16 protein-coding genes are annotated in these 21,091 nt (G+C 61.8%); 8 read left to right on the top strand and 8 right to left on the bottom strand.

Features of this window, described 5'->3' with window-relative positions:
- Positions 1-47: 47 nt before the first annotated feature.
- On the bottom strand, positions 48-926 hold the full coding sequence (locus ACESY8_RS11795; RefSeq protein ID WP_082382887.1) for a LysR substrate-binding domain-containing protein: 879 nt from the start codon (positions 924-926) through the stop codon (positions 48-50).
- A gap of 501 nt (positions 927-1,427) precedes the next feature.
- Between ACESY8_RS11795 and ACESY8_RS11790 the strand changes: the two genes are divergently transcribed.
- The 4 genes from ACESY8_RS11790 to ACESY8_RS11775 all read left to right on the top strand — a co-directional run bounded on the left by ACESY8_RS11790 (position 1,428) and on the right by ACESY8_RS11775 (position 5,248).
- Positions 1,428-2,360: a flavodoxin family protein gene (locus tag ACESY8_RS11790; protein WP_039996523.1), complete on the top strand. Its 933-nt coding sequence runs from the start codon at positions 1,428-1,430 to the stop codon at positions 2,358-2,360.
- 15 nt (positions 2,361-2,375) lie between these two features.
- On the top strand, positions 2,376-3,215 hold the full coding sequence (locus tag ACESY8_RS11785) for an acetyl-CoA hydrolase (RefSeq protein ID WP_204681754.1): 840 nt from the start codon (positions 2,376-2,378) through the stop codon (positions 3,213-3,215).
- 79 nt (positions 3,216-3,294) lie between these two features.
- On the top strand, positions 3,295-3,798 hold the full coding sequence (locus ACESY8_RS11780; RefSeq protein ID WP_243121459.1) for a hypothetical protein: 504 nt from the start codon (positions 3,295-3,297) through the stop codon (positions 3,796-3,798).
- 64 nt (positions 3,799-3,862) lie between these two features.
- A complete protein-coding gene (locus tag ACESY8_RS11775) occupies positions 3,863-5,248 on the top strand; it encodes an LVIVD repeat-containing protein (RefSeq protein WP_204681755.1) in 1,386 nt (461 codons plus the stop codon).
- Between the two features lie 57 nt (positions 5,249-5,305).
- Here ACESY8_RS11775 and ACESY8_RS11770 read toward each other — a convergent pair whose 3' ends face one another.
- Positions 5,306-6,532, bottom strand: a complete 1,227-nt coding sequence (locus ACESY8_RS11770; RefSeq protein WP_154250045.1) for an MFS transporter — start codon at positions 6,530-6,532, stop codon at positions 5,306-5,308.
- 353 nt (positions 6,533-6,885) lie between these two features.
- Here ACESY8_RS11770 and ACESY8_RS11765 point away from each other — a divergent pair, with 353 nt between their 5' ends.
- From ACESY8_RS11765 to ACESY8_RS11750, 4 genes are all read left to right on the top strand, one after another.
- Positions 6,886-8,112, top strand: coding sequence for a BMP family lipoprotein (locus tag ACESY8_RS11765; RefSeq protein ID WP_054338922.1), 1,227 nt, complete (start codon positions 6,886-6,888; stop codon positions 8,110-8,112).
- A gap of 134 nt (positions 8,113-8,246) precedes the next feature.
- Positions 8,247-9,797 (top strand): ABC transporter ATP-binding protein, encoded by a 1,551-nt coding sequence (locus ACESY8_RS11760; protein WP_007488572.1) that lies wholly within the window; start codon positions 8,247-8,249, stop codon positions 9,795-9,797.
- The gene (locus ACESY8_RS11755; protein WP_007488573.1) at positions 9,794-11,062 is read left to right on the top strand and encodes an ABC transporter permease; all 1,269 of its coding nucleotides are present in this window, start codon (positions 9,794-9,796) and stop codon (positions 11,060-11,062) included. The genes ACESY8_RS11760 and ACESY8_RS11755 overlap by 4 nt, the downstream gene beginning before the upstream one ends.
- A complete protein-coding gene (locus tag ACESY8_RS11750) occupies positions 11,059-12,090 on the top strand; it encodes an ABC transporter permease (protein ID WP_007488574.1) in 1,032 nt (343 codons plus the stop codon). The genes ACESY8_RS11755 and ACESY8_RS11750 overlap by 4 nt, the downstream gene beginning before the upstream one ends.
- A gap of 109 nt (positions 12,091-12,199) precedes the next feature.
- Here ACESY8_RS11750 and ACESY8_RS11745 read toward each other — a convergent pair whose 3' ends face one another.
- The 6 genes from ACESY8_RS11745 to ACESY8_RS11720 form a co-directional block, all read right to left on the bottom strand.
- Positions 12,200-12,892, bottom strand: coding sequence for a cyclic nucleotide-binding domain-containing protein (locus tag ACESY8_RS11745; RefSeq protein ID WP_007488575.1), 693 nt, complete (start codon positions 12,890-12,892; stop codon positions 12,200-12,202).
- A 20-nt stretch (positions 12,893-12,912) separates the two neighbouring features.
- Positions 12,913-14,277: an MATE family efflux transporter gene (locus tag ACESY8_RS11740; RefSeq protein ID WP_009257609.1), complete on the bottom strand. Its 1,365-nt coding sequence runs from the start codon at positions 14,275-14,277 to the stop codon at positions 12,913-12,915.
- Positions 14,278-14,408: 131 nt separating this feature from the next.
- Positions 14,409-15,764, bottom strand: coding sequence for an 8-oxoguanine deaminase (locus ACESY8_RS11735; RefSeq protein ID WP_154250043.1), 1,356 nt, complete (start codon positions 15,762-15,764; stop codon positions 14,409-14,411).
- Between the two features lie 20 nt (positions 15,765-15,784).
- Positions 15,785-16,381, bottom strand: coding sequence for a hypothetical protein (locus ACESY8_RS11730; RefSeq protein ID WP_054338923.1), 597 nt, complete (start codon positions 16,379-16,381; stop codon positions 15,785-15,787).
- Between the two features lie 86 nt (positions 16,382-16,467).
- Positions 16,468-18,588: an S-layer homology domain-containing protein gene (locus tag ACESY8_RS11725; protein WP_054338924.1), complete on the bottom strand. Its 2,121-nt coding sequence runs from the start codon at positions 18,586-18,588 to the stop codon at positions 16,468-16,470.
- 156 nt (positions 18,589-18,744) lie between these two features.
- On the bottom strand, positions 18,745-20,844 hold the full coding sequence (locus ACESY8_RS11720) for a methyl-accepting chemotaxis protein (protein WP_039996524.1): 2,100 nt from the start codon (positions 20,842-20,844) through the stop codon (positions 18,745-18,747).
- Positions 20,845-21,091 lie beyond the last annotated feature (247 nt).

The raw sequence follows: 21,091 nt of genomic DNA, 5'->3' as shown, positions 1-21,091 counted from the left end.
CCCCCCCCCCCCCCCCCCCCCCCCCCCCGCTGCTGCTTGCGCTGTATTCAACAGATGGACCGGAACACGGCCAGCAGGTGGGGCAGGGCGGGATTCTGGTTGTCCTCGTTCCACATCAGGCGGACGTTGGCGAAGGGAACCCCCAGCAGGGGGATAAAAGCCACCTTGCCCTGGCAGAGACAGGCCATATCATCGCTGAGGGTAGAGATTCCAATACCGCAGGAAACCAAGGTGAGCAGAACCGGCACATGAGTGGCCTCCGCCACCACATGGGGGGCGAAGCCTGCATCAGCCGCCGTCTTCCAGATAAAATCGTGGCCGGGGATGGAGGCGGTGCGGGCCATGACCACAAACGGCTCGTCCTTCACCTCTTCCATCCGTATGCTGCCACGGGAGGCCAGCGGGTGGTCCAAAGCGGTGATGATGCACTGGTGGTTTTTGTGCAGCAGGATGGAGGGGGACTCCTGCCCGGAGGGCATTGGCATATAGTTCAGGATGGCGTCCACCTCTCCCCGCTCCAGCGCGGACAGCAGGCTGGAGTGGCTATAGCCACGGATAAGCAGCGAGACATGGGGATAGGCCGTGCGAAAGCGCTGATAGAGTGTGGGCAGCTTTGGTTCGAAGGTGTCCCGCATGATGCCCAGGGTTAGGGAACCGCGATAGCCCTCCTGGGCCAGCCGGGCGGCCACCACGCTGCCCCGGTATTCGTCCAGAATTTTCGGACATTTTTTGAAAAACACCGTGCCGGCCGGGGTGAGGGCTACGCTGCGGGAGTTGCGGTAGAAAAGCTGAAGGTCCAGCTCTTTTTCCAATGCGGAAATCAGCCGGCTCAGAGCCGGCTGGGCCATGAACAGGTCGTCTGCCGCCTGGGTAAAATTGAGACGCTGTGCCAGCACCATGAAACACTCCAGTTGATTTAGAGTCACTGGGAATCCCTCCACACGTTCGATAAGTTGGGGATATCAGTATATCAAAATTCGTGCGGCTTGTCACGACCTGTTTGCTATGCAAAAGCATAGCAAAGTTGGCCATGTGCCGCTTACAGCGCCACGGCCATGAGATTATCGCACATGGGCCGGGACGGCCCACATGCGCAAAGACTTCATGCGTCTAAGCCTTTGCATAGTTTCGTAGTGCGCCCTGTGCGCACGGAGTTTTATGCAGTTAGGAGATAGTAGCCATATGGTAACTGTGCACCAATTCATGGTTAGCCACAGGGAGTCACCTTCGTTTTTATGCAAAATAAACAATACCGAAGCTGCTGAATTCCTCTATATGGAAAATTAGAGTCGGATTGCAGTAATCTAATCGAAAGCTGCATTTCAGCCATACAAAACCGGCATTTTACACAAAGGCAAAGAACGGGTAATATGCAGGGGAAACGAAGGCAAACTAAACTTTTTGTTTTTCAGAAGGAGGAAGTACAGATGAAAATTTTGGGTATTTCCGGCGGTATGCGCAACGGCAGCAACGACGGTATGTGCATCGAGGCCCTGATGGGGGCCAAGGAGATGGGCGCCGAGGTGGAGTTCATCCAGCTGCAGAACCTGCACATCGAGCACTGCACCGGCTGCACCGCCTGCGTGCAGAGCGTGCTGGGCGGCCGCGGCGGCAAGTGCGTGCTGAAGGACGACTTTGACTGGCTGCTGGACAAGATGCTGGACGCCGACGGCATTGTCTTCTCCACCCCCATCTTTGAGAAGGGCGCCACCGGCCTCTTCCACACGATTACCGACCGCTTTGGCCCCCGCATGGACCGCGGCAACAACATCATCGGCACCAAGATCGCCGAGGAGACCGGCGGCACCGCCCCCGATCCCCGCATCCTGAAGGACAAGGTCATCTCCTTCATGTCCGTGGGCGGCTCCGACTGGGTGACCCGCACCCAGTGCGACGCCGGCATGCTGGCCCTGACCCCTATGTGGAAGGTCATTGACAACGAGGTGTTCCCCTGGGCGCTGTCCATCCTGGTGGAGGACGAGCGGGTGGCCCGCGCCCACCAGATCGGCCGCAACATCGCCGAGGCCGCCAAGGACATCGAGCACGCCCAGTACCAGGGCGACGCCGGCGTGTGCCCCCACTGCCACAGCCGCAACTTCCACCTGCAGGACGGCAAGGCCATCTGCTGCCTGTGCGGCCTGGAGGGCGAGATCCACAACGAGGGCGGCAAGTACTCCTTCACCTTCCCCGCCGAGCAGCTGGAGCACGCCCACGACACCCTGTCCGGCAAGTTCATCCACGGCAACGACATCAAGGAGAACACCGGCAAGAAGATTGCCAACATGCAGACCGAGAAGTACAAGGCCCGCCAGGCCGCGTACCGCGCCTTTATCACCGCCACCGTGCCCGAGAAGGGCTGAGAAGGAGGGTTCGGGATGTCCGTGGAATTTCGTCCCATGCGCAGCGTCATCTATGTGGACGTCTGCAGAGAGGAGTACCGCCACCGCCTTCAGCACTGGCTGTACGGCCACCATATTCAGGATTCCATCTCTAACTTCGGCCCCTATGTGACCAAGTACGCCTTCTACAACGCCCTGCCCGTGCCCCCGGAGGGGGAGCGCTTCGGCACCCGGCGGATGCAGATGACCGAGCACTACTGGCTGGTCAACGAGATGGAGCCTGAGATGCGCAACAAGGCCATTGCCGAGTATATGCCCATGGACGTGCTGCGCTGGCAGGGCTGCGTGCCCGACACCGACGAGACCCCCCACGAGAACCTGGACGGCGACGTGGGGCGCTCCATCGGCGGCGACAACGGCTGCCCTCCCTTCGTCTTCGCCCATGTGCCCATCTCGTGGGAGGAGGACTTCAAGGGCAAGGGCCGCATGGTGTGCGACGGCCCCAACTACCGCTGGCAGTTCGTCATCCAGTACCCCGACGGCGTCAGCGAGGAGGAGGGCGAGCGCTGGTTCCATGAGGAGATCGTCCCCTACTTCCAGGCCCGGCCGGAGGTCAACCGCTTCCTGTCCAGCCGGATCTACCACGACGTGGTGGGCTGCACCTTCCACCGCCTGGTGGAGCTGTGGTTCGACGGCCCCGAGGAGTGGTATCAGGCGGCGGTGGAGGGCGCCAAGGCCCTGCCCAAGCCCGTCTGGGCGCAGCAGGAGCACTTCCCCTTCCTGAAATCCAACTTCAACATTGTGGGCATGTTCCTCACCGACATCCCCACCAGCGACAACCTGACCCAGTTCCGCGGCTACATCACCATGCGTTAAGCGCCTTCCGCACCGGGCGGAGCGACGCGCCGGCCTCCCGCCGGGGGGCCGGAAACACAAAAGGATGGAGGGATTCCCCATGTTCCGCAAGGATCAATTCGGTATTGTCTTCAACACCATTTTCTCGCTTATGTTCGCCATCTTCCTGCCCCTTTACATCGACGGCAGCAACATGTTCCGGGAGGCGGGCGTCATCCTCTGGGGGCCGCTGGTTCAGCAGCTCACCAAGGACTTCATCCCCGGCTTCGCCGTGGCCTTCGCCATCGGCACCTACATCGACCTCAAGGCCATGGGCGACGGCTTCGCCCGGCTGTGCGGGGTCAAAAATGAAAACGGCCTGCTGTTCCACATTTTGCGGGTGGCCTCCATTACGTTCGTCATGGCCGTGCTGATGAGCCTCGTCATGATGTTCCTGGCCGTGGGCTACACCATGCCGGCGGGCGCCTTCTTCATGGCCTATCTGATGAGCTTCCCCCTGACCTACGTGGTGGCCCTGGTGGTGGCGTTCATCACCTTCGCCTTCGGTATGCCGCTGACCATCGCCCTGTGCCGGAAGCCCCCCAAGATGCCGGCCCATCCCTAATCAAACAGCGATCTGGGCGCACCAGCTTCGGGTGCGCCTGGATCCATTTCCAAGGAGGTACGTTATGTCAGTTCCCTTTTACGCCAAAAGCCCGGAGAACCAGGGCTATATCAAGAACATGGAGGTGGTGGGCTTCTGCGATCTGAACGGCGTCAACGCCTTCCAGATGGCCCTCCACAAGACCGACGACGGGCGCTATTACATGTACTGCGGCTCCTTCCGCGGCCCAGGCTGGAACGTGGTGGACGTGACCGACCCCACCCAGCCCAAGGTGGTCAATTGGCTGGAGGCCTGCGATCCCAAGGAGTACCCCGCCACCAACACCCCCAAGATTCAGGTGGCCGACGGCCTGATGATCGGCGCCACCGGCGGCGGCGTCTCCTTCCTCCACGGCTGCAAGCCCGGCGACAAGAGCCTGGGCAGCCTGCAGATCTTCGACATCAAGACCGATCCCGTCCACCCCAAGCTGCTGGGCAAGTGGGAGACCGGCGTGGAGAACGGCATGGGCGTGCACCGCTTCTTCTACAACGGCGGGCGCTACGTCCACCTGTCTGCCGACTGCCCGGGCTACACCGGCAACATCTACCGCATCCTGGACATCATCGACCCCACCCACCCGGTGGAGGTGGGCCGCTGGTGGGTGCCCTGCCAGTTCACCGACGGCCTGAAGGAGGGCGAGTACCCCGTGGACGGCCCCCAGCACTGGGAGTTCATGGACTGGCCCCAGCTCCACGGGCCTCCGTTCGTGGTGGGCAACCTGGCCTATCTGTCCTACTACTGCGAGGGCCTCATCATTCTGGACATCTCCGACATCACCCGGCCCAAGAAGATCGGCCAGCTCCAGTTGAAGGGCCCCTTCTCCGGCAAGTTCGCCGGCGCCCGCACCCACACCTGCCTGCCCCTGCCCGGCCGCAGCTTCCTGGTGGCCACCAACGAGGGCGAGCGCTTCCCCTTCTACAACAAGGAGATTCTCACCACCGGCCCCCGCAAGGGCGCCCAGCCCATGAACAACCTGCACATGATCGACATCTCCGATCCCACCGATCCCCAACTGGTGGCCGAGTTCCCCTACCCCGAGGTGCCCGAGAACTATCCCTGGCCCAACTTCAACACCGCCGGAATGGACGGCGCCCAGGGCCCCTTCGGCCCCCACAACATCCACGAGCCCATGAGCAACAAGCTCTGGCTGGACCAGAACCCCAACCGGGTCTACTGCTGCTACTTCCACGCGGGCATGCGGGTGTATGACGTGTCCGACCCCTACTACATCAAGGAGCTGGCCTACTTCATCCCCCCCAACCCGGAAAGGCTGCTCTTCGACATCCCGGTGCCCGGCCCCATGCTGGCCACCACCGAGGACTGCGTGGTGGACGACCGCGGCTACATCTACATGGATACCTGGCACGACGGCATGTACATCCTGCGCATGAAGGAAGACAACAAGAACTAAACCACAAAAAAGCCCTCCGCCGTTCGGCGGAGGGCTTTTTTGCCGGCCTGAGAAAGCTCAGGGGCGCTTGATGTTGAGGTTGAGCGCCAGGGCGGCCACGGCGAGCACCAGCAGCAGCACCAGCGGGGCGGCGTAGCCCCCGGTTTGGGTGAGCAGGACGCTGGCGGCGGTGGCAACGAAGGAGGCGCCGGTCAGGTTGAAGTTCATGACGGAGAAGTTGAGGGAGAAGTACTTGGCGCCGTAGAAGGAGGAGGTAAAGGCGGAGGAGATGGTGGGGCAGGCGCCGTAGGAGATGCCGGTGATGCACAGGCCGGCCACGCACAGGGGGACGGAGTGGACGGCCACGGACAGCAGCGTGACCAGGGCGGCCAGGATGGCGGCGCCGTTGGCCAGCAGCATGGTGCGGCGGCGGCCCAGGGTGTCAAAGAGGGCTCCGGTGAGGATGCGGCCCAGGCCGTTGCACACGGCGAGCACGCCCACCAGGGTGGTGGACAGGGCGGCGCTGGCCCCCACGGAGAGGGAGAGATCCTTTGCAAAGGAGATAACGGTGTTGCCCATGGCGGCCAGGAAGATGATGCACAGGAAGGCACGCCAGAAGGTGAAGCGGCGGAGCATCTGGCCGGTGGTGTAGTCGGCGGCCTCAAAGTCCTCCTGCACCCGGTTGGCGGCGGCCTTGGGCTGGGGCAGGACGGTGCCGGGGGCGGGGAGGCGGATAAGAAGGGCGGCCGCGACCAGCACAATTCCGATGGCGACGCCCAGGCAGAGGAAGGCCGCCCGCCAGCCCACGGCGGGATTCTGGATGAGGGCGTCGGCCAGGGAGCCGAGCACGAGGGAGGAGGCACCAAAGCCCATCAGCAGCGCGCCGGAGCAGGTGCCCTTTTTGTCGGGGAACCAGGCCTGCACGGTGGAGAGCACCACATTATAGGCAAAGCCGATGCCGGTGGCGGTGATGACGCCGTAGCTGAGGTAGAGCATGGGCAGGCTGCTGCCGTCCAGCCGGGCGGTCAGTACAAAGCCGATGCACGCCAAAGCGCCGCCCAGGGCGATGGTCAGGCGGGTACCCAGCCGCCTGGCCAGCAGACCGCCGCCCACTCCGCCCAGACAGAAAAAGCACATGGTGAGAGTAAAATTCATGGTCAGTTGGGAGGCGTTCCAGCCGAATGCGTCGGCCAGCGGTGCTTTCAGTATGGACCAACTGTAAAGGATACCCGCGAAGAGCATGGAAAGGATGCCTATGGTCAAATAAAACCACCGAATTGTGGGGGCCTTGGTGTTGCAGGGCATAATATGTCGCACCTCAAATCTTGTATTTTATATTTTGCATTATATATAAAATTTTAAAAATTGTCAATCGGCGGCTGGGAATTTTACAGGAGGGAGCGGCCGGCCCGGAGGCCAATGCCGGTAAAGGCTGCGGAGGTATGGAGCGTTACCCGTATTGAAAAAAACACGGTTATAGAGGAGGGTTTAAGTCTGTCACATCTGTAACAATTCTGTAAAAAATTTTTTGAATCATGTAAAAAGGTGGTTGCCCTTTTCGAAGGGATAGAGTATAATAAGGGCACACGCTCAGGGAGGGGAGGACAAAATCGTCTGGACCAAACTGGGCTATTTTTCTGAAAGGAAGGTAGATTACAATGAAGAAGTCCAAGAAGCTCCTTGCACTGCTCCTGTGCCTGGCGATGGTCTTCGGCCTGGCCGCCTGCGGCAACAGCAACAAGCCCGCCGACAGCCAGACCCCTGCGCCTGGCACTAACACCGAGACCCCTGCGCCCGAGACCGAGACCCCCGGCGAGACCGAGGCCGATCCCGATGCCATCGAGGACAGCATGACCTCCGCCGACGGCACCTATCAGGTGGCCTTCGTCACTGACGTAGGCCAGTTGAAGGACAAGTCCTTCAACCAGGGCACCTTTGACGGCGTAAAGCTGTATGCCGCCGCCAACGGTCTGAGCTACAAGTACTACCAGCCCGCTAACGGCAGCGAGGCCACCGACGATGACCGCTATGACGCCATGAAGGCCGCCGTCGAGGGCGGCGCTGACGTGGTGGTGTGCGCCGGCTACCTGCAGGAGGCCGCGCTGAAGAAGGCCGCCATCGAGTATCCCGAGACCCCCTTCGTCTTCATCGACGGCTATCCCCTGACCGATGACGCCGGCAACACCCTGTCCAACGTGGCCGGCATCGCCTTCAAGGAGGAGCAGGCCGGCTATCTGGCCGGTTACGCCGCCGTCATGGACGGCTTTACCAAGCTGGGCTTCTCCGGCGGCGGCGGCGGCACCAATCCCGCCTGCTGCCGGTTCGGTTACGGCTATGTCCAGGGCGCCAACCACGCCGCTGAAGAGCTGGGCATCACGGTTGACATGAACTACTCTTGGCAGTACGGTTCCACTTTCTCCGCCTCTACCGACCTGCAGACCATGATCAACGGCTGGTATGTGAACGGCACCGAGATCGTCTTCGCCTGCGGTGGCTCCATGTTCCAGTCCATCGTGGCCGCCGCCTCCGCCAACGACAAGTTTGTTATCGGCGTAGACGTGGACCAGTCCGGTGAGTCCGAGTACGTTGTCACCTCCGCCATGAAGGGCCTGGCTGACGCCGTGCAGTGGGCTGTGGCCAAGGTCTATGACGGTACATTCGACACCATCGGCGGCCAGCAGACCTCCCTGGGCGTCGCCGACAACGCCGTGGAGCTGCCCACCGGCGCGGATTCCTGGCGCTTCGAGACCTTCACAGTGGAGAAGTACGAGTCCCTGTACCAGCAGATGGTGGACGGCACCCTGGTGGTGGACGACGACTACACTGTGATGGACAACGCCGAGACCGCTACCAACTGGAGCAACGTGAATGTGAATATCATCTGATTCACACAATCACCTCAGAAAGAGGGAGAGGGCTTTGTGCCCTCTCCCTTTTCTTGTGACAGAAAAGGGATAAATTTCTTGTGTTTTCCATGGGGGTATTATATAATAAAACTATACTGTATAGAGGAGGCGGGATGAGGACTATGGAAGCGGAAAACGTCATTGAAATGCTTCACATTACCAAGGAATTCCCCGGTATCATCGCCAACGACGATATCACACTCCAACTCCGAAGAGGGGAAATCCACGCCCTCCTGGGGGAGAACGGCGCAGGCAAATCCACCCTGATGAGCGTGCTGTTCGGTCTGTATCAGCCGGAGGCGGGCGAAATCAAGAAAAACGGTAAGGTGGTGAAGATCAACAATCCCAACGACGCCACCGCGCTGGGCATCGGCATGGTGCACCAGCACTTCCAACTGGTGGATGTGTTCACTGTGCTGGACAATATCATTCTGGGCGCCGAAACCACGAAGCTGGGCTTCCTGCAGAAGAAGGAGGCCCGCAAAAAGGTAGAGGCCCTGTCGGAGAAGTACGGCCTAAAGGTGGATCTGGACGCCAGGGTGGAAAACATCACCGTGGGCATGCAGCAGCGGGTGGAGATCCTCAAGATGCTCTACCGCGACAACGAGATTCTGATCTTTGACGAGCCCACCGCCGTCCTCACCCCCCAGGAGATTGATGAGCTGATGGCCACCATGAAGGAGTTTGCCAAGGAGGGCAAGAGTATTCTCTTCATCTCCCACAAGCTCAACGAGATTATGGCCGTGGCCGACCGCGTCACAGTGCTGCGCAAGGGCAAGTACATCGGCACCGTGGATACTAAGGACACCGACAAGCAGTCCCTGTCCAACATGATGGTGGGCCGCCCGGTGCAGCTTGAGGTGGTCAAGGAGAAGGCCAGACCCGGTGAGACGGTGCTCAAGGTGGAGCACCTGACGGTCCCCTCCCATACCCAAAAGAGGGATGCGGTCCATGATGTCAGCTTCGAGGCCCGGGCGGGTGAGATTCTGTGCATCGCCGGCATCGACGGCAACGGCCAGAGCGAGCTCATCTACGGCCTGACCGGCCTGGAGAAGTGCAGCGGCGGCACGGTGACCCTCTGCGGCCACGATATCAGCCACGCCTCCATCCACCACCGGAGCGCGGACATGAGCCACATCCCGGAGGACCGCCATAAGCACGGACTGGTGCTGGACTTTACCCTGGAACAAAACATGGTGCTCCAGCGCTTCCGGGAGCCACGGTTCCAGCACATGGGCTTTGTCAAGCAGGGCGAGGTGCGCGCCTACGCGGAAAAGCTGATCGAGCAGTACGACGTGCGCTCCGGACAGGGGCCGGTGACCATTGCCCGCTCCATGTCCGGCGGCAACCAGCAGAAGGCCATCATTGCCCGCGAGGTCGACCGGGAGAAGCCGCTGATTGTGGCGGTGCAGCCCACACGCGGCCTGGACGTGGGCGCCATTGAGTATATCCACAGCCAGTTGGTGGCCGAGCGGGACAAGGGCAAGGCGGTGCTGCTGGTCTCTCTGGAGCTGGACGAGGTCATGAGCCTGTCCGACCGCATCCTCGTGATGTATGAGGGCGAGATCGTGGGCGAGCTGGATCCCGCCGCCACCGACGTCCAGGAGCTGGGCCTCTATATGGCCGGCGCAAAACGAATGAAAAAGGAGGGCGAGGGGGCGTGAAGCAGAAGCTTTCCAACCTGTGGGGCAAAGACGGCACCAAGTCTGTACTGGCCTCACTGATCTCCATCCTCATCGGCATGGTGGTGGGTGCGCTGATTATCATCATCGTGGGTGCCGCCAACCCGTCCCTGGGGCTGAACAGCGCGTGGGAGGGCATCCGCCTGGTGTTCGGCGGCCTGTTCAGCACCGGACGCGACGCGGCGGGCACGCTGACCTTCGGCTTTAACTCCACGAACTTGGGCAACATGCTCTTCCGGGCCACCCCGCTGATCCTTACCGGCCTGTCGGTGGCTGTGGCCTTCAAGACCGGCCTGTTCAACATCGGCGCGCCGGGCCAGTACCTGATGGGCACCGCCGCCACCCTGATTCTGGCACTCACCATCCCCACTGAAACGGTTCCAGCTCCGCTGGTGTGGCTCATTGCCTTCCTGGGCGGCATGCTGGCCGGCGCCCTGTGGGGCTGTATCCCCGGACTGGTGAAGGCCTTCCTCAACATCAATGAGGTGCTGGCCTGCATCATGACCAACTGGATCGCCGCCAACCTGGTGACCTGGCTGTTCGACAAGGGCAGCCTGTTTGAGAGCCTCCAGAATCACGTGGAGAACACCAAGACTGCCTATATCTACAAGACCAGTTTCAATGGTGTGGAGACCGCCAAGCTGGGTCTGGACAAACTGTTCCCCAACTCTCAGGTCAATGGCGGCATCCTGATTGCCATCGGTATCGCAATTCTGATCTATATCCTTATGAACAAGACCACCCTGGGCTACGAGCTCAAGGCCTGCGGCGCCAACCGCCACGCGGCCCGGTACGCCGGCATTGCCGACAAGCGGAACATCGTCCTGTCCATGGCCATCGCCGGGGCCCTGTCCGGCGCGGCCGCCTCCCTGTACTACCTGTCGGGTAACACGGAGTTTTTCTGGTCTACCTACCAGACCCTTCCCGCCACCGGCTTCAATGGCATTCCCGTGGCCCTGCTGGCCGTCAGCAATCCCATCGGTGTGATCTTTACCGGATGCTTCATGTCCATGCTGGATATTGTGGGTCTGCAGCTTACCAACCTGACGGCCTACAATGAGTATATCACCGATGTCATCATCGCCATCATCGTCTACCTCAGCGCTTTCTCCCTGGTCATCAAGATGTTCATCAGCGGCCAGCGGAAGCGCCGGAGCAAGGCTGCCCTGCCCGCGGCAGAGGCGGCGGCCAAACCGCCGGAGGGCGGAGGTGGCGCAGAAGTGGAGAAAGGAGGCGAGTCGGCATGACGTTCCTCATTCAGCAGACCCTGATCTATGCCGTCCCGCTGATGATCGTGGCGCTGGCCGGCGTGTTTGCTGAGCGCAGCGGCATTATCAACCTGGCCCTGGAAGGCATTATGATCTTCGGCGCGTTCGCGGGTGTCCTCTTTGTCAATGTGACCCAGAAGGCGGGTATCTTCTCCGAGGCCAAGGCGGCTGGGGACTGGGTGGCGCTCCAGGGCTTCATGCTGCTGGCCATGCTGGTGGCGGCCATCCTGGGCGCAGTGTTCTCCCTGTTGCTCTCCTTTGCCTCGGTCAACCTGAAGGCGGATCAGACCATCGGTGGTACCGCACTGAACCTGATGGCCCCCGCCCTGGTGCTGTTCTTCATCCGCATCATCGCCAACCAGAACACCCTGCAGATGGCGGAGGGCGACGCGGCAAGCTGGTTCATGCTCAAAAAGAGCTTCTTCGGCTACGGCCGCAGCGACGAAATGGGCTTCTTCGGAGACACCTTCATCAACAAGGCATATCTGGCCACCTACATCTGTATTATCCTGTTTGTGGTGCTGTCCATCCTGCTCTACAAGACCCGCTTCGGACTGCGGCTGCGCTCCTGTGGTGAGAATCCACAGGCGGCCGACTCCCTGGGCATCAACGTCTATGTGATGCGCTACGCCGGCACCACAATCTCTGGTGCGCTGGCGGGCATGGGTGGCTTCGTCTACGCTCTCACCACCGCCAACTGCGCCTCTACCGGCGACGTGGCCGGCTTCGGCTTCCTGGCGCTGGCCGTTATGATCTTCGGCAACTGGAAACCTTTGAACATCGCCGGCGCGGCCCTGCTGTTCGGCCTGTTCAAGTGCATCGCCGCCTCCTATGCCAGCATTGACATCAACGGCGACGGTGTATTCCTGCTGGCCGAGCTCGGCATCAGCCCCCACTTCTACCGGATGCTGCCCTATATTATCACGCTGGTCGTTCTGGCCTTCACCTCCAAGAAGTCCAGGGCTCCCAAGGCGGAGGGCATCCCCTACGACAAGGGAAAGCGGTAACGGAGTATACCTGTACTTTAGCAGATGTTCTCCACTGGAAGGTAGGCCATATGTCCTACCCCAGGAAAGAAAAGTGCCCCCCCGTTCCATCGGAACGGCGGGGCTTTTTTCAGAGAATGCGGGAGGGCTCCACGCTTTCGGCCAGGGCCCGCAGCGCGTCGGGCTCTTCCAGACGCCAGCCCTCGGGGGTACGGCGGAGGTATCCGGCCTGGGCAAAGCGGCTCATCACCCGGGTAAGCTGCCGGTAGCTGGTGCTCAGCGTCTCGGCGGTGCGGGTCAGGGTGCCATGGAACCAGCCGTCCTCCGCCTGGGAGAGCAGATAGGCGGCCAGACGGTTTTCCAGCGGAAGCAGCAGGTCGTTGGTGGCGCGGAAGGTATTCATTACCACAATGCGGGCCAGCCGCCGGGAGGCATAGCGCAGAAACCCCAGGTCGGAGCATAGAGCCTCCCGGTACTCCGCCAGTGGGAGGGCCGCACACAGCGCGCCGTCCTCCTGGGCGCGCTGGTCGGTGGTGGCCTGGATGTTGCCCAGCACCACCTCTACGTCGCCGCCCACCAGCTCCCCCGGCTGGGCGGTGGCCACCAGCCGAGTGCGTCCGGCGGCGTTGGTCAGGCTGGTCTGGATGCCGCCCTCCAGAAGCAGGTAGAGGCTCTGCATGGGTTCCCGCAGGCGGCAGAGGTATTCTCCCTTCTCATAGTACTGAAGTGTCCAGGGATAGGCGGCGGTCCAGGGAAGGCGCTCGGGAATCCGGCAGCGGGCAAACAGGGCCGCCAGCCGCTCCGGATCTTGGAAGCGTTCCATGCGATTCCCTCCTTGTGCAGTCAAATCACGCGGATGCGTTTCCATCTGCCCCGCCAGTAGCGGAACAGGAAGAATGCGGCCCGTACCACCCAGTCGGCGATCATGGCGAGCCATACCCCAAGCAGTCCCAGGTTCAGGCCCCAGGCGCAGGCAAACACATAGCTGAGCACCACCCGGCAGACAAACATGGAGCCCAGGGAGACCGCCATAGTGAAGATGGCGTCCCCAGCCGCCCGCAGGGAGTTGGGAAGGGTGAAGGCCAGGGGCCAGAACAGGACGTTGCCTACGGCGCAGGCCCGGAGCACTTGGGCAGCCATGGTGCAGGCCTCTGGGCTCAGGTGAAACAGGGTGACCAGTCCCCCAGCCGAGAAGAAGAGGGCGGCGCTCATGACCAGCATGCAAAGATAGCTGGCTCCCACGAGACGCTTGGTGTAGTAGACCGCCTGCCCTGTCTCGCCAGCCCCCATACACTGGCCGATGACGGTAATGATGGCCAGTCCCAGGGCCATGCCGGGCACATTGATGACCCCGGCCACACTGTTGGCGATGGCGTTGGCGGCCACGGCGGAGGTGCCGAAGGTGGTAATCAGGTTGAGGACCATCAGCTTGCCTGCCTGAAACATGCCGTTTTCCATACCGTTAGGGATGCCGATAAATAGGATGCGCTTGACGATGGCACCCCGGAACTCAAAACGCAGCAGACCCTCCACCCGGAGCACATGGTCGGGGTGGTTGAGCAGCGCCATGATAATGACGGCCGCCGCGATGCGGGAGACCAGGGTGCCGATACCGGCGCCGGCGGCCCCCATGCCGAAGCCGAAGATCAGCACCGCATTGACTGTGATGTTGATTACATTCACAACCAGGGAGCAGAACATGGACACCTTGCTGTTGCCCATGGCCCGGAACAGGGCGGCCCCGGCGTTGTAAATGCCCATGAAGGGGTAGGCCGTGGCGGTGAGCAGGAAATAGACCAGGGCGTTCTCCATCACGTCGGCCTCCACGCGGCCGAAGATCAACGCCAGAATGTGCTGCCGGAGGACCAGCGCGGCCCCCATCAGCAGCAGGGACAGGGCGCACATGGCGTACAGAAGCTGCTTGGAGGCGGCCTTGGCGTTGTCGGTGTCCTGCCGCCCCAGATACTGGGAGACCACCACCGCGCCGCCGGTGGAGAGGGCGGAAAAGACCTGAATGATGAGTGTATTGATGTTGTCCACCAGCGAGACGCCGGATACGGCGGCCTCGCCGGAGGTGGTGACCATGACGGTATCCGCCATGCCGACAGTCATCAGCAGAAGCTGCTCAATGACCAGGGGAATGATGAGCCGCAGCAGTGCGTCGCGGGAAAAGAGCAGGCTGCTGCGGGCCGGTGCCTGTTCCGGCATTCTCCCGCCTCCTTTACATGAATTTTACATAACTCTACCATTTTACTCCTGTGAGGCAGAAATACAAGCGCCGAACTGCACAAAAAACGGAGGCCGGGCGGAGAAAAACCGTCCGGCCTCCGGGCGTGGGCTCAGCAACGGCCCAGGTAGCGGCACACCGCCGCATTGGCCCGGGCGGCCAGCTCCCCCTCGTCGGCGGTCACCAGCTCCCCGTTCTGCACCACGGCCACGCCGTTGACGATGGTATAATCCACCGGGCCCTTGAGCCCCACCGTCCCCAGCAGGGAGAGGGGGTCGAACTGGGCGCCCGCCAGCTCAATGCGGTCCAGGCTGATCAGGAAGCAGTCGGCGGCCATGCCGGCGGCCAGGCAGCCGATGTCGTCCCGGCCCAGCAGGCGGGCGGAGCCGCGGGTGGCCAGCTTGAGGATGTCGTACCCGGTGGGGGCGTTCTGGCTGGACTGGAGGCGGTGGAGCAGGTAGCACACCCGCAGCTCCTCCAGCAGGTTGGAGCCGTCGTTGGAGGCGGCTCCGTCCACCGCCAGACCCACCGGCACCCCCAGGCGGAGCATCTCAGGCACCCGGCACACACCGGAGGAGAGCTTCATGTTGGAGATGGGGCAGTGGGCTACGCCGGTGCCGGTGGCGGCCAGCGCCTTCAGCTCGTCATCGTTGAAGTGGATGCCATGGGCATACCACACGTCGGGGCCGGTCCAGCCCAGCCCCTCCAGGTAGGCAAGGGGGCGCAGGCCGAACCGCTCCAGGGTGTACTGCTCCTCGTCCCTGGTCTCCGCCACGTGGGTGTGCAGCCGTACCTCCAGGGAGCGGGCCAGGCGCGCACTCTCCCGCAGCAGGTCGGTGGACACGGAGAAGGGGGAGCAGGGGGCCAGGGCTACCTGGCGCATGGAGAAGCGGGACGGATCGTGCCACACCCGCACCAGCCGCTCCGAGTCGGCCAGAATCTGGTCGATGGTCTGTACCACGCTGTCCGGCGGCAGGCCGCCGTCCTTCTGGGAGAGATCCATGGAGCCACGGGAGGCGTGGAAGCGCATGCCCACCAGCTCAGCCGCCCGGAACTGGGCGCCGATCAGATCCCCCGCCCGGGCGGGGAAGACATAGTGGTGGTCGAAGCAGGTGGTGCACCCCGTCTTGAGCAGCTCCGCCATGCCCACCAGGCTGGAGGTGGCCACCACCTCTTCGTCCAGGTTTTTCCACACATCGTACAGCGTCACCAGCCAGGGAAAGAGCTCCATCCGCTGCACCTCGGGCAGATTGCGGGAAAAGAGCTGGTATAGGTGGTGATGGGTATTGATGAGGCCGGGGTAGACCACCATGCGGGAGGCGTCGATGACCTGGTCGGCCTGCCGCAGCTCGGGGCCGATGTACTCGATGGCGTTGTCCCGGATGAACAGATTGCTCCGCTCATACAGGCGGTCGGTGTCGTCGCAGGAGACGATGTAGCGGGCGTTTTTAATCAGCAGAGTGGACATAAAAAACCTCCAATCCCCAATCAGGCGGGCGCATAGGTCAGCCGGTAGAAGCTGCCGAGCTGGATGGTGATGGCGTCGGAGCGGAGAAAGAGAGCCCGGTCTACATACAGGGCGAACTGTTCACCCGGGCCCTGGCTGGCCAGCCGGGTCGCATCGGGGCGGTCCTCTCCGTCGGCCTGCACGGGCAGGTCGGAAACCCGGAGCTGGGCGGTGATGCCGCCGTCCTCGTCAATCCGGTAGGGGAGGAGAAGCTGTCCCCCTTCCCGGGAGAGCTGATGCTCCGGCTGAATGACGGCGTAGAGGGTGCCGGGGTCCTCGTCAGACCGGGCAAAGGCGGTGAGATAGAAGGTGGTGTCCCCGTCCTGGAGCAGGGGGAGCTTCAGCTCTCCCTCAGCCTGGCTGATGGGGACCTCCTCGGGAAAGCCCTCCGGCATCTGCTCCCTGGAAAGGGTGAGGGTGACGGTGGCCTCCTCCTGGCCGGTGATGGCGTAGCCCTGCCGGGCCGCGATGCGCTCCAGCGTGACGGGACGCCCCCGCAGGAGCAGAACGACCGCCCCGGCCAGAAGGACGAGGGTGATCAGAAAAAGTACAAGGGGAAGTTTTCTGCGTGACGCCATGGCAGCGCCTCCTTTCACCCCTTAATAATACCACAGGCCCGCGGGAAAAGAAAGTGCCCCGGACGTTGTCCGGGGCACTTCGGAGATTATTCGTCGGCAGTGATGGTGTAGCCGCTCAGGTCGATCTGGAAGGTATAGGTGGCGATGATATTGTCCTGGGAGCCGTCGGTGTCGATAAAGCAGAGGGTGTAGTCAAAGACGCCGCCGTCCTTGAGCCGGTAGCTCCCCTCCGCCTCCTCGGCGAAGACGGCGCCCCACTTGAAGTAGTAGTTCTCGCCGTCACGGGTCCACCAGCCGGAGCCGGCATTGGCCTCGGTGGTGCTGGGCATGGCCCAGGTGTTCCACTTGCCGCCGTTGACAGAGCGGGCAATTTTGTCAAACTGGAGGGTGCCGCCGGGGATGGCCTGGGGCACGGTGTAGTAGACGGTATACTCGCCGCCGCCGCCCATAGAGGCCACCTGGGTGTGGGTCAGGGTGCCGCTGCCGCCGTTCTGCACCAGGGCGGTGCTGCCGTCAAAGCTCAGGCCCTCGGCGGTGGAGGAGACCCCGGAGGGCATCTCGTGGGTGGAGACGGTCACGCCGGTCAGCTTGACGGCGGGCGTCTGCACGCCGGACAGGTCCACCACGTACTGCACGGCCTCCTGTCCCTCCCACTTCACGGTGATGTGGGTCTTGGGCGCGGTGGAGGAGGCGTTGAGGAAGAACACCGCATACTTGCCCTGGCCGATGGAGGAGTCCTCCGTGATGGCCGCGCTTTGGGTGGCCTCGGCGCTGGCCTCGGTGCCGAAGTGGTACTGGAAGGTGCCCTGCTCATAGCCCTCGGGGGCCTCAATGGCCACGCCTACCCAGGCGCCCTTGCCGGCACCCTCGCTCTGGTGGATGGGCACCACGCCGTCGGTGGACAGGGCGATGCGGACAAAGTTCTCCCCGGTTTTCTTGGTGGCCTTGGCGGTGACGGAGGGCATGTCCTCCTCGCCCCCGTCCTGATCCACAGGGTGGACGCCTACGATGCCGGCTACGGCCTCCTCAGACACGGAGCCGCCGCCCCCGCCGGAACCGCCGCCACCCTGGCCGGGTTCCTGGCTGTCCTCGGAGCCGGTGACCTCCTCGCCCTCACTGTTCTGGGGCGGGGCCACATCGTCGGCGACCTCCACGTGGGCGGGACGCTTGCCGTCAAGCACCACGTTGTCGGCCTGTACCTCCGCCTTGTTAATGGCGCCCTGGTTGTCCACCTTGACGGCGGCGCGGGCGGTCAGGGTCTCCACAGAGGCGCCGCTCTCCACGGCCACGGAGCTGCCGGCCCCGTCCACAGCCAGACGGGCAAGCTGCGCGCCGCTGCCCAGGGTCAGGCTGGCGCGGTCACCGGAGAGGGCCACGTCGCCCTCCACCTGGGAATCGGCCACAGTCAGGGTGGCGCCGTGGGTGGAAACCCGCAGATCCCGCTCCAGCCTGGCGTTCTTCACGGTCAGATTGGCCTCGCCGGCTTTGGGGGCTACAAGCAGATTGCCGGACACGGCGGCGCCGTCCACGGTGATATCATCGGCGGCCACCAGCAGGATGCCGTCCACATCCTGGTCGATGGTGGCGCCCTCCTCCACGGCATATTCGGCCACGGAGCTGTCCAGTATTTTGACCACGGAGCCGCGGGTGATGCTGGACCCGAGGGCCAGAGTCTGGTTGCCCACGCCCTGGATGATGCCATCCTTCGCCATGGCGTCAATGTACCCGGCCGACCAGTCGGCGGCGTCCTTGCCGTCCACAAAGCCGCTCAGATCCGGCTGGGCGGTGGGACGGATGCCCAGGGCCCGGGCAAAGAGCACGGTGGCCCGCTCCCGGTTCATGGGCTCCTCGGCGTTGCAGTTGGTGCCGTCGCCCTGGAGAATCCCGGCGACGGTGAGCTGGAGGATGTAGGGGGCGTACCATTCGGTGCCCTTCAGATCGGCATAGGGGTTCTCCACAGTCTCGGTGTAGCCCATCGCGCGGCTCAGAATGGCGGCAAACTCGCCCACGGTCATGTTGGCGTCGGGACGCATGCCGCGGCTGTCACCCTCTACAATGCCGTAGGCGTGCCAGCGCTCGAAGGCGGACTGGCTCCAGTGGCCGTCCAGCTCCGGCAGAGTGCTTCCGGTTCCGGCGGCCGAGGCCAGCGGGGCGGTCAGGGAGGCCGTCAGGGCCAGGGAGAGCAGGGCGGCAGGAATCTTTCGCATAGATGATGCTCCTTTTTGTTGAACGTCCCGGCCGGCGTCCGGCGCGGGCTGTGGTGTTATCATACTAAAACAGTAGGAGCATTTCAATGCAGAAGTTCTGGAAGGGGAGGGAGGGTCTGTACAGCCTGCCACAAGACTCCGGCGGGGGAAGGACGGTTACAGTTCCTCGGTATGCAGCCTGAATTTCGCAGCCTGCTCCTTCAACAGCTCAGCCTGTCCGGACAGCTCCTCGCTGGCGGCGGCGCTCTCCTCCGCCGTAGCGGAGCTGGTCTGTACAACACTGGAGATCTGGTCAAATCCTGCCTTGGCCTGGTGAATGGAAGACTTCTGCTGTTGGGAGAGCTCACTGATGACCTGGGCGCTGTCGGACGCCAGGGTAACCCCTTGGGTGACGAGTCGGAAGGAAGCGGCGGTTTCATCGGCGAGAGCCTTGCCCTTCTCCACCACTGAGAGGGCATTGGCGATCAGCTCCGCAGTTTCCTTGGATGCCGCTGCGGTCTTGCCGGCTAAGCTCCGTACCTCGTCCGCCACCACTGCAAAGCCTTTTCCGGCGCTGCCGGCACGGGCGGCCTCTACCGCCGCGTTCAGGGCGAGAATATTGGTCTGGAAGGCGATATCCTCAATATTTTTGACAATCTGCCCGATTTCATTGGAGGTAGAGGTGATCTCATCCATAGCCGTCAGCATGCGCTCCATTTTGCGGCCGCCCTCCTGAACCTCCTGTGAAACCTCCTGCATTTTTTGGTTGACCTCAGTGATTTTTTCCGTGTTCAGATCGACATCGTGCTCCATTTCCGACATCATGGCAGCCAACTGCTGGACGCTGGATGCCTGCTCGGTGGCTCCCTGCGCCTGGGACTGGGCGCTGATGGCAATTTGTTCTGCTCCGGAGCTCACCTGGTCCGCAGACGACGCGATGGATTTCAGTGCATCGGATACCCGGCCTCTCGTGTTGAGGAGCCCCTCCTTGATGGAGGAGAATTCTCCGGCGTAATCATGCTGGAGGGCAAAGGAAAAGTCTCCGTCCGCCATTTGGGTCAGAACAGCAGATATCTCGGAGATGTAATCAATATACAGCCTTAACCGCTCCACCATCTGCTCCAGGGAAAGGCTTACAGCCCCAAATTCATATTTGGAATTGCGCGGGATCTCCACAGACAGGTTTCCGTCCGCGATTTTCTGTGTGGTAGCCTGGAGGGTGTGGAGGGGCCGGACGATGCTCCGCCGGAGATAGGCCAGAAGGATGAAAAACAGAAGGGCGGCAAATACCGCGCACAGGATGGAAAGCGTGATGCCAAGCGTATGGGCGTCCGCCATCAGCTCCTGCTCCGAGGCTGTGGTGACGATATACCAGCCGCTGTCCGGGATCTGGCGGTACCAGGCCAGATAGGTTTGACCGTCTGCCGTGTAGCTGCCGGAGCCCTCCTGCTGGCTCAGAATCTGCCGCCCAAGCGCGGCGAATGAAGGGTTGTCATCCTCCAATATGTTGGCGGACAGGAGCTTCTCGCTGTCCTCGTCTGCAATGTATACCCCAGTATCATCAATCAGAAAGGCACGGCCGTTGGCCACAACGTCCAGCGAGAGCACCATCTGCTGCATCTGAGTCAGGTCAATATCCGCTGTGGCGACTCCCAGCAGGCGGCCGGTCTCGTCGTAGATCGGTGCGGAGGAGGTCACCATGGAAATCTGGGCAAATTCATCGTAATATGGAGCAGACCAAACGGACTTTTGAGTGGTATTGGCGGCGTTTGTGTACCAATCCTGGTCGGTATAATAGACGCCCTCCCCCAGAGAATAGTTGTCTACATAAGTGACGGCTCCATTCTGGCGCATGCAATAGGGAGAGAAATACCGCTGCTCCGGTCGGTACTGGTAGGGCTCGAACCAAATCCCGCCGCCGAACGTCTCCGGGTTGCTCCCCACAAAGGAGGTCAGAATTTCCTGATAGGCTGCCGCATCCCAATCTGACGCGGTCTGCTCCCCCTTTACAGCCTGCCTTTGGACAGCCTCCACGCCGCGCGCCATAGTTTCAGCAACCATGCGGTTATTGGACAGCGACATTTCGATGGAACCCATGGCTACCGAAAGGCACTGGGACATTTCGTTGCCTGCGCTGGTTTGGATGATGGCCTTGGAGCTCAGGTATCCCATCAGCGAGAGGACTGCCATGGATATAATAACTACCGGTACGATAACGAATATAAGTGAGGTCTGGATGGAGCGAAACCGTGTTGCACGCTTTTCCTGTGTTCTCATAAGGTATGTTCTCCTTTATTCTCTATCTCTCATAACAGATGCATCCTTGAACGCGAATTGGCTGCTGCGCCGCGCCCTCCTTTCTGTTTGAAAACGTGTACCTTTTAAAATTAAAAAAATTGTAGCAAAGGCTTAATTTGAACCCAGATTGCTCCGATTAAAGATTGGAGAACAGAGAATCTCAAAACCAGCTTTAATTGTTTGAAAAAGTGTACTTTTTCAGCTTCATTTTATGATTTAAATAACT

It is taken from the genome of Clostridium sp. ATCC BAA-442, from assembly GCF_964239415.1.
GTDB classification, from domain to species: domain Bacteria; phylum Bacillota; class Clostridia; order Oscillospirales; family Oscillospiraceae; genus Flavonifractor; species Flavonifractor plautii.
Note: the sequence above shows the minus strand (reverse complement) of the source record. Positions and strands in the feature narration are given on the sequence as shown.

Excerpts from the sequence above, each read along its gene's own strand:
- ACESY8_RS11720 (WP_039996524.1), bottom strand. The coding sequence starts at position 20,844 with ATGAGAACACAGGAAAAGCGTGCAACACGGTTTCGCTCCATCCAGACC.
- ACESY8_RS11745 (WP_007488575.1), bottom strand. The coding sequence starts at position 12,892 with ATGGAACGCTTCCAAGATCCGGAGCGGCTGGCGGCCCTGTTTGCCCGC.
- ACESY8_RS11725 (WP_054338924.1), bottom strand. The coding sequence starts at position 18,588 with ATGCGAAAGATTCCTGCCGCCCTGCTCTCCCTGGCCCTGACGGCCTCC.
- ACESY8_RS11740 (WP_009257609.1), bottom strand. The coding sequence starts at position 14,277 with ATGCCGGAACAGGCACCGGCCCGCAGCAGCCTGCTCTTTTCCCGCGAC.
- ACESY8_RS11735 (WP_154250043.1), bottom strand. The coding sequence starts at position 15,764 with ATGTCCACTCTGCTGATTAAAAACGCCCGCTACATCGTCTCCTGCGAC.
- ACESY8_RS11785 (WP_204681754.1), top strand. The coding sequence starts at position 2,376 with ATGTCCGTGGAATTTCGTCCCATGCGCAGCGTCATCTATGTGGACGTC.
- ACESY8_RS11790 (WP_039996523.1), top strand. The coding sequence starts at position 1,428 with ATGAAAATTTTGGGTATTTCCGGCGGTATGCGCAACGGCAGCAACGAC.
- ACESY8_RS11765 (WP_054338922.1), top strand. The coding sequence starts at position 6,886 with ATGAAGAAGTCCAAGAAGCTCCTTGCACTGCTCCTGTGCCTGGCGATG.
- ACESY8_RS11770 (WP_154250045.1), bottom strand. The coding sequence starts at position 6,532 with ATGCCCTGCAACACCAAGGCCCCCACAATTCGGTGGTTTTATTTGACC.
- ACESY8_RS11775 (WP_204681755.1), top strand. The coding sequence starts at position 3,863 with ATGTCAGTTCCCTTTTACGCCAAAAGCCCGGAGAACCAGGGCTATATC.
- ACESY8_RS11760 (WP_007488572.1), top strand. The coding sequence starts at position 8,247 with ATGAGGACTATGGAAGCGGAAAACGTCATTGAAATGCTTCACATTACC.
- ACESY8_RS11750 (WP_007488574.1), top strand. The coding sequence starts at position 11,059 with ATGACGTTCCTCATTCAGCAGACCCTGATCTATGCCGTCCCGCTGATG.
- ACESY8_RS11780 (WP_243121459.1), top strand. The coding sequence starts at position 3,295 with ATGTTCCGCAAGGATCAATTCGGTATTGTCTTCAACACCATTTTCTCG.
- ACESY8_RS11730 (WP_054338923.1), bottom strand. The coding sequence starts at position 16,381 with ATGGCGTCACGCAGAAAACTTCCCCTTGTACTTTTTCTGATCACCCTC.